This is a genomic window from Actinoplanes sp. NPDC019969 (genome assembly GCF_055562375.1).
This window is the reverse complement of the sequence record NZ_JBVHFK010000023.1, coordinates 65085-72565: the sequence shown is the minus strand read 5'-3', so window position 1 is coordinate 72565 and position 7481 is coordinate 65085. Positions and strand designations below refer to the sequence as shown.

Annotated in this window: 8 protein-coding genes; 3 read left to right on the top strand and 5 right to left on the bottom strand. The window is 71.8% G+C overall.

Annotated features, from left to right (window positions below; all coding sequences use genetic code 11):
* Positions 1–251 precede the first annotated feature (251 nt).
* Together ACZ3II_RS41505 and ACZ3II_RS41500 are read left to right on the top strand one after the other, a co-directional pair.
* Positions 252–1343: a cytochrome P450 gene (locus tag ACZ3II_RS41505; RefSeq protein ID WP_465526004.1), complete on the top strand. Its 1092-nt coding sequence runs from the start codon at positions 252–254 to the stop codon at positions 1341–1343.
* Between the two features lie 47 nt (positions 1344–1390).
* Positions 1391–2320, top strand: coding sequence for a diacylglycerol/lipid kinase family protein (locus ACZ3II_RS41500; RefSeq protein WP_465526002.1), 930 nt, complete (start codon positions 1391–1393; stop codon positions 2318–2320).
* A gap of 673 nt (positions 2321–2993) precedes the next feature.
* On the opposite strand, the gene ACZ3II_RS41495 is transcribed toward ACZ3II_RS41500, so the two are convergent.
* Positions 2994–3950: a sulfite exporter TauE/SafE family protein gene (locus tag ACZ3II_RS41495; protein WP_465526000.1), complete on the bottom strand. Its 957-nt coding sequence runs from the start codon at positions 3948–3950 to the stop codon at positions 2994–2996.
* A 123-nt stretch (positions 3951–4073) separates the two neighbouring features.
* On the opposite strand from ACZ3II_RS41495, the gene ACZ3II_RS41490 reads away from it, so the two are divergent.
* Positions 4074–4451, top strand: a complete 378-nt coding sequence (locus ACZ3II_RS41490) for an MmcQ/YjbR family DNA-binding protein (protein WP_465525998.1) — start codon at positions 4074–4076, stop codon at positions 4449–4451.
* A gap of 8 nt (positions 4452–4459) precedes the next feature.
* Here ACZ3II_RS41490 and ACZ3II_RS41485 read toward each other — a convergent pair whose 3' ends face one another.
* The 4 genes from ACZ3II_RS41485 to ACZ3II_RS41470 are packed head-to-tail and all read right to left on the bottom strand — an operon-like array spanning position 4460 to position 7426.
* Positions 4460–5170 (bottom strand): YcnI family copper-binding membrane protein, encoded by a 711-nt coding sequence (locus ACZ3II_RS41485; RefSeq protein WP_465525996.1) that lies wholly within the window; start codon positions 5168–5170, stop codon positions 4460–4462.
* Positions 5171–5181: 11 nt separating this feature from the next.
* Positions 5182–5781 carry a copper resistance CopC family protein gene (locus ACZ3II_RS41480; RefSeq protein ID WP_465525994.1) on the bottom strand — a complete coding sequence of 200 codons (600 nt, stop codon included), beginning with the start codon at positions 5779–5781 and terminating at the stop codon, positions 5182–5184.
* A complete protein-coding gene (locus ACZ3II_RS41475; protein WP_465525992.1) occupies positions 5778–6926 on the bottom strand; it encodes a Dyp-type peroxidase in 1149 nt (382 codons plus the stop codon). Before ACZ3II_RS41475 ends, ACZ3II_RS41480 begins: the two co-directional genes overlap by 4 nt.
* On the bottom strand, positions 6923–7426 hold the full coding sequence (locus tag ACZ3II_RS41470) for a copper chaperone PCu(A)C (RefSeq protein ID WP_465525990.1): 504 nt from the start codon (positions 7424–7426) through the stop codon (positions 6923–6925). Before ACZ3II_RS41470 ends, ACZ3II_RS41475 begins: the two co-directional genes overlap by 4 nt.
* Positions 7427–7481: the final 55 nt, after the last annotated feature.

The following is a 7481-nucleotide window of genomic DNA, read 5'->3' as shown; positions in this document are numbered from 1 at the left end:
CTCCCCTTCGTGATCTAGACAATCCGAAGGATCTGCGGTGGCCGCCTCTTTGTCCCGGAAGTCCGGTTCATACACCACTTCCGTGGACGTGACCGACCCGTGAGGCGCGTTGAGGCGGCACCTCACGCGGTGGTCAGGGACGGGTCACGGTGAGCGGGGGCGGGCACGTGCGTACAGGACTCGATTTCTCTGATCCCGGTTTCGTGGAGGATCCGTATCCGGGACTCGCGGAGCTGCGGGAACAGGCTGCCATGAGCTTCGATCCGGGCAGTGGGCGGTGGCTGGCCGCGAGTCATGCGGCGGCGGGCGCGGTGTTGCGGGATCGGCGGCTGGGGCGGTTCTGGCGGGATCGGGAGCCGGCCGAGGTGTTCGCGGCGTTCAATCTGCTGCACCGGGAGCAGATGATGGAGAACGAGCCGCCGGTGCACACGCGGTTGCGGTCGCTGGTGGCGAAGGCGTTCGGGCGGGGGCATGTGGAGCGGCTGGGTACGGCGGTCGCGGTGGAGGCGGCGGCGCTGCTCGCGGTGGCGGGGGACGAGTTCGATGTGCTGGCGGACTTCGCGGAGCCGCTGACGGTGACGGTGATCGCGGAGCTGCTGGGGGTGCCGCCGGCGGATCGGCCCCGGTTGCGGCCGTGGTCGGCGGCGATCGTGCGGATGTACGAGATGACCCGTACCCCCGAGATCGAAGCCGCCGCGCTGGACGCCTGCCGGGAGTTCGCGGACTATCTGCGGGCGCTCGCCGCGGCGCGGGCCGCCGAACCGCGGGACGATCTGATCAGTCATCTCGTGGCGGTGCGGGACGGTTCCGGCAGGCTCAGCGGCGACGAGCTGGTGGCGTCGGCGATCCTGCTGCTCAACGCGGGCCACGAGGCGTCGGTGAACGGGCTCGGCAACGGTGTCGTCGCGTTGCTGCGGCATCCCGGAGAGCTGGCGCGGGTGCGGGCGGACCGGGCGCTGATCCCGGCGGCGGTGGAGGAGATGCTGCGGTACGACTCCCCGTCGCAGTTGTTCGTCCGGACCGCGGCGGCCGATGTGGAGATCGCGGGGGTGACCGTGCCGGCGGGGGCGGAGGTCGCGGCGCTGCTCGGGGCGGCCAACCGGGATCCGGCGGTGTTCGCGGAGCCGGACCGCTTCGACGCGGGGCGGGATCCGAACCCGCATCTGAGCTTCGGCGCCGGCCTGCATTTCTGTCTCGGCGCGCCGCTGGCGCGGGTCGAGTTGCGGGCGGCCCTGGCGGCGCTGCTGGACCGGTCGGCGCGGCTCGTTCCGGCCGCCGAACCGGTGCGCGGGCCCGGGTTCGTGCTGCGGGGCTTCCGCAGTGTCCGGGTCGGTGTGCGGTGACCGGGCGCGGTCAGCTTCTCGTGATCTCCGGCAGATAGGGTCGTCCGGTGCGGACGAAGCAGGAGCTGACCGATGACATCCGGCGTGAACGGCGGGCGGCTCTCGTCGTCAACGCCCGGTCCCGGCGCGGCCGGCAACTGTACGCGGACGCCCACGCCCGGCTGGTCGCCGCCGGTTTCCAGCTGCTCGGGGCGTATGCCGTGGACCGTCCCGGCGAGCTGGAGAACTCGCTGCGCGCGGCCCTGGCCACCAAACCGGACCTGCTGGTCGCGGGCGGCGGTGACGGCACGATCAGCACCGCGGGACGGATGCTGGCGCACCGGGACATCGCGCTCGGGCTGCTGCCGCTGGGGACGACGAACAATTTCGCGCGTACGGTCGGGATCCAGCCCGGTCTCGACGAGGCGATCGCGACCCTGACCGGCGGGAAGGTCATCGACGTGGACCTGGGCGTGGCCGGGGACATGCCGTTCACGAACCATGTCGGGATCGGCCTGTCCGCCGAGATCATGATCAACGTGCCGAGCCGGTTGAAACGGGTCATCGGCCGGATCGCGTACCCGCTGACCGCTCTGGGCCTGCTGGCCCGGCACCGGCCGTTGCGGGCCACGGTCCGCGCCGACGGACGCGAGATCGTGTTCACCACCCACCAGGTCTACGTGGCCAACGGCGGGTTCCACGCCGGCCGCCCGATCACCGCGGACGCGCACGCCGACGATCGGCTGCTGGTCGCCTACCCGGTGGGCGGCGCCTCGAAGCTGGAGCTGATCCGCGAGACCGCCCGCAACGCGCTCACCGGCCATCGCCGCACTCTGCGGGAGCAGCCGTTCCTGGCGGTCGGCGAGATCCTGCTGGAGACCGACCGCCCGGCGCACGTCGAGGTCGACGGCGAGCCGTGCGGGGCCACCCCGCTGCGGCTCGCCGTCGACGCGAACGCGCTGCGGATCATGGCGCCAGCGGACTCCCCGGACCACTGACCCGGGCCAGCCGGCCGGCGGCCTCCCGCCTCCGCGCCTCCGGGAGGATCCGGTCCAGGACGATCTCCGGGCGCATCAGCGGGTAGACCCGGCCGGGTGTTCCACATCCGGGCGTACGACGGCTTGTCGAGCACGACGACCCGGTTCCCGTCGTGCAGCGGGATGTCGGCGGGCCGGCCCTCGCCCCAGATCCGGTCGCCGTCGGCGCCGAACATCTCGAACTGCCCGCGCACCCCACCGGCCGGTTGCAGGTCGGGGCCGTCGGTGGACGCGGCGATCCAGGCCGGTTGCGGGCGTTCGCCGTCGATCAGGCCCTGTGCCGGGTCGCCGATCAGGGTCGCGGCGAGCAGGGTGTGCAGCCGGAAGTTGTCGCCGACCCCGCTGACGGTCAACCGGTAGGCCCGGCCGCTGGGCCGGTGGACGACCAGGAACGGCTCGCCAGGCTCCTCCATGGCGGCGGCCGCGGCGATCAGCCGTTCCCGGCCGCGAACGCCTGCCGGACCCGCTTCTGCTGCAACGGCAGGAGCAGGCTGGGGATCCATTCGTCGACGGTGAAGTACGACTCGGTGATCCGGACGCCCTCCTCGCGGTCGATCCCGGCCTGTGCCGCGGCCCGGGGCCAGCGGAACGCCGTTGCCGAGCGACACCTGCTCGATGGCCGGCCGCACGGCGGTCAGGCGCTCGCGGGCGTCCTGTCCTTGTCGTCCGGGACGTCGCCGGCCGCGGCGAGAGCCTCCGCCTCGGCGATGATGCGCTGGTCGTCGGTGATGTTCTTGCGGTACTGCAGCACCGAGTAGACGATCGCGGCGGCCCAGGCGACGTAGATGACGCCGTAGAACGCGTAGCGGACGTTGTCCGGGGCGTCGATCCAGTCGCTGCGCAGCAGGGACCGGGTGTTGGTCAGGATGATCACGCCACCGACCGCGGCGCCGAGCACCCGCGGCGGGATGTGCCGGACCAGCCAGGCGGCGATCGGGGCGGCGATGACGCCACCGAGCAGCAGGGCGAGGACCCAGCCGTAGTCGATGTTCTCGCTGCCGATGCCCAGGATGAAGCCGGCGCTGGCGGCGATGGCGACCAGGAACTCGCTGGTGTCGATCGAGCCGATCGTCTTGCGCGGCTCGAGCCGGCCGCTGGCCAGGATCGCGGGGGTGCCGACCGGGCCCCAGCCACCGCCGCCGGTGGCGTCGACGAAGCCGCCGACCAGGCCGAGCGGGGTGAGGAAGCGCTTGCGCAGCGGCTTGCCGAGCTGGCCCTTGGGCAGGCCCTGGAAGGTGAAGCGGAGGAAGACGTAGAGGCCCAGGGTCAGCAGGATGATCGCCATCAGCGGGGCCGCGACCTCGGTGGAGATGCCGGAGAGCACCACCGCGCCGATGAAGGCGCCGACCGCGCCGGGCACGCCGATCTTGAGGACGACCTTCCAGTCGACGTTGCCGAACCGCCAGTGCGAGATGCCGGAGACCAGGGTGGTGCCGATCTCGGCCAGGTGCACGGTGGCCGAGGCGGCCGCCGGGTTGGTGCCGATCGCGAGGAGCAGGGTGGTCGAGGTCACGCCGTAGGCCATGCCCAGGCTGCCGTCCACCAACTGCGCGCCGAGCCCGACGAGAGCCAGGAGAAGTAGTTTCTGCATGTGACGACCGCCAGGGCTGGAGGGATTTCCTAGTTCTTGGATCGGAGAATAGAAGCCTAGCTAGCCAGTAGGCAAGGCATCAATTGACACAGCCGTCGACAAGCATGTTGCAGAATGGCCACCGTGAGTGACGCTGACGACGTACGACGGCTGGCCCTGGCCCTGCCGCACGTCGAGGAGATCGACAGTGACGGGTTCGACTTCCGGGTCGGCGGGCGGGGATTCATCTGGTCATATCCGGAACGTCGACCCGGAAAACCACGGGTGATACGTACGGATGTGGCAGTTCTCTTCGTCGGCGACGAGGCGGAGAAGCAGGCGCTGCTGCTCGGCGAGCCGGACTTGTTCTTCACCACACCCGGCTACGACGGGTTGCCGCTGGTGATGGTGCGGCTGGAGCGGGTCTCACCCGTCCGGCTGAGGGAACTGGTCACCGACGCCTGGCGGATGCGGGCCCCGGACGAGCTCGAGGCCGACCTCACGGCCGGCCTCGAGAGCTGAGCCGTCGATCAGGGGCGCGGGGCGGCGGCCTTGCGGTAGGCGAGCAGGCCCAGGACCAGGCCGGCCAGACCGGCGATCAGGCCCGCGATGCCCCAGGCGGCGCCGCCGCTGTCGCTCTCCTCGCTGGAGTCGGCGGCGGTGGGCGCCGCGGCGGTGGCCGCCGGCGCGGCCTCCGCGCCGGCCGCGGTGAGCTTGAGCACCGGCGCCGGGCTCTCCGGCTCGGTCCCGTCGGTGGTCGGCTCGTCGATCCAGCGGACGATGGTGCCGTCGGAGTACGTCTGCAGCGCCTTGAAGACCATCTGGTCCTTCTGCGGCAGCGGGCCGAGCGACACGTCGAACTCCTGGAACGTGCTCGGCTTGATCTCCGAACCGGCCGCGGCGGTCCAGGTGATCTTCGAGACCGCCTCGGTGATCTCGCTGTCGTGCACCTTGACCGGGGCCGGCAGCTTCGACTTCTCGGTGGCGGCCGTCCAGCCCGCCACCGGCTTCAGCGACACCGAGCCGACCGGCGCGTCGAGCGGCAGGCTGATCTCCAGCTTGGTGGTGGAGGCGGTGTCGCTCTCGTTGGGCACCCGGAAGGTGACCTTGGTGTAGCCGCCCTGGGCCGCCGAACTCGGGTTGACCGTCACGTGCGCGGACGCCGGGCCGGCCAGGCCCACCACGAACGCGGCGGCGACGGCGGCGACGGTTGCGGCACGCCGCAGTGCTGTCTGCTTCATCAAGGGACTCCTCATGCCTTGCGGCGACGGATGAACAGGAAGGCGGCACCGGCGGCGAGAACCGCCACGATGCCGACGATCAAGCCGAGGATCGTCGTGTTCGCGTCGTCCGACGCCTCGGCCGCCTTCTCGGCGAGAGCGGTGGCGCTGGGCGCGGCGGGCGCCGCCACGGAGGGCGCCGCGGACGACGGGGCGAGTGACTCCGGGGCCTCCGGGTCGTCGGCCACCGGGCCCCGGCCCAGCGCGGGGGACGGGTTGTCGACGGTGAACTCGTACGAGCCCTTCACGGTGTGCCCGTCGGTGGAGACGACCTGGTAGGCGACCGTGTAGACGCCGTTGGCCAGCGGCGTCTCGACGGTCACGACACCGGTGGCGCCGTCCACCTTCGGCGCCGAGACGCCCATCGTCGCCTTGGCGGCGTCACTCAGCGTGATCGTGGTGTACTTCGGGTCCAGTTTCTGCAGGAACCGCAGCCGCACCTCCCGCGGCGACTCCTTCAGCGTGGCGTTCTTGGCCGGGCTGGCCTCCGCGAGCGCGTTGTGCGCCCAGGCCGGCGCTCCGGGCGCCAGGACGAAGAGCATGGCGAGCAGGGCGACGAGGGTACGGGTCAACCGAGCACCCGCTCGCCGATCCAGCCGTCCTGAGCGCACCCGGGCGGTATGGCGAAGACCGAGGATCCGATCGGTGTTGTCCATTCGTTCAACAGGTCCTTCTCGGCGAGTCGCCGTTGGATGGGGAGATATTGCCGTTCGATGTCAGCTTGGTACGACGCGAAGACGAGCCCGCTGTCGGGTCTCCCCTGCGCGTCCGGCGCCTCGTCGTAGTTGTACGGCCGCCGCAGGATCTTGAACCGGGGATCGGTCATCCGGGCCCGCGTGACGTGCGCGAAGTCCGGCATCAGCGGCAGCCCGGTGTCGTCGAGCCGGGTGAAGTCCGGCTCGTCGAACTCGGACGTCCCGCTCAGCGGCGCCCCGGACACCATCCGCCGGCCGACGGCGTTCTCCTTGTCGGTGACGCTGAGCAGGTCCCAGGTCTCGATCTCGGCGCGGATCCGGCGGACCACCAGCGTGGTGCCGCCGTCCGGGTTCCACACCGCGGTGTCCATCGCGGCGTCCCGCGGGTTGGCGGTGCCGTCGAGCTGGCCGAGCACGTTGCGCTGGGTGAACCCGGCCGGATGCACGCCGGGGCTGCGCCGGAAACCGCGCTGCACCCAGCGGACCGTGCCGAACGGTCGGGCGTCCTTGATCAGCATGCGCTGGGCGTGCGTGACGGTGAGCGCGTCGTCGGCGCAGATCTGCAGCAGCAGGTCGCCGCCGCTCCAGCGGTCCTGCAGCCGGTCGACGGCGAACGGGGGCAGGTCGATGACCGGGGACGGCAGGCCGGCGGCCCGGTACAGGCCGGGGCCGAACCCGAACGTCACGGTCAGCGCGGCCGGGTGCCGGGCCAGTTCCGTCTCGGTGTCGCCGAGCGCCGGCTCGCCCCTGGTCAGGCGCGCGGCGTCGTCGGTGAGCAGGCGCATCATCCGGCCCAGGGCTTTCCGGTCGGCGCCCTTGGCCAGGGTGAACGCCAGGAAGGCGGCGTGCGCGGGCGGCTCGGTGGTGACGCCGGCCTGCCGGGGGCCGTGGAACGGGACGGTGACCGTACCCACGCCGCTTCGGGAAGCCTCGGCCACCGGCGGAGCGGAGGCCGAACAGCCACCCACGCCGAGGCCGGCGGCGGCGCCGCCGGCCAGCAGGACCCTGCGGGAGACCGTCACGAGTGCCCCGGCGCGTAGCTCTCCTGAGCGCCGGCGAACGGCTTGGCCACCGCCGTGAAGCCGACGGTGCCACCACCGGCGAGCTGGAGCGTGAAGGTCAGCTCGTCACCGGGCTTGACCGGCGCGGACGGCTTCATCAGCATCAGGTGGTCGCCGCCCGGCTTGAGCTCGTGGGACGCGCCGGCCTTGACGACGAACCCACCCTCCTTCGGCAGCATCACCATCGCACCGTCCTTCATGGTCATGGTGTGCAACTCGATCGGGGAGGCCGGGGACGTGGCCCCCTCGACCGTCACGTCCGCGGCGGTGTCGTTGACCAGCGTGCCGAACGCCGCGGTCATCCCGCTGTCCGCCGCCTTCACCCACGGATCCCGCACGGTGAGCCCGCCGGCCGCCGGCTTCCCGGCGACCGCGGCCGGTTCGGTGGACGTCGTCGAGCCGCATCCGGCGAGCAGGGCACAGGCGATCGTCGCGACGGCCAGAACGGTACGAGTCAGCATCTTCTTCCTCAGGCTCGGTGAACGCCCGTTAGTCGCCGCCCGGCCCGCGCTGGTT